Annotated in this window: 1 pseudogene; it reads right to left on the bottom strand. The window is 60.7% G+C overall.

Going from position 1 to position 313, the window contains the following annotated elements:
- Positions 1-313, bottom strand: a pseudogene (locus AC0KW6_RS21130) (transposase family protein); the annotation flags it as partial.

The following is a 313-nucleotide window of genomic DNA, read 5'->3' as shown; positions in this document are numbered from 1 at the left end:
GATATAATCGCTCACCTGCCCGGCGGTCACGAACAGGTTGAGAGGTCGGCCCTGGCTGTCGCAAATGGCATGCAACTTGGTGTTCACACCTCCCTTGGTTCGACCGATCAGGCGACCACGCCCCCCTTTTTCGCGGCCATGCTGGTCGCTGTGCGGTGTGCCTTCAGATAGGTCGCATCGATCATTACCGTCTTTTTCTCGCCGTGTTCGGCGGCCAGCCCGGCCATCATCCGCGCGAAGATACCTTTTTCGCTCCAACGCTTCCACCGGCTGTAGAGCGTTTTGTGCGGCCCGTAGGCGTCGGGGGCATCTC

This window comes from Leisingera sp. SA215 (assembly GCF_055902035.1).
This window is presented reverse-complemented; position numbering and strand designations above follow the sequence as displayed.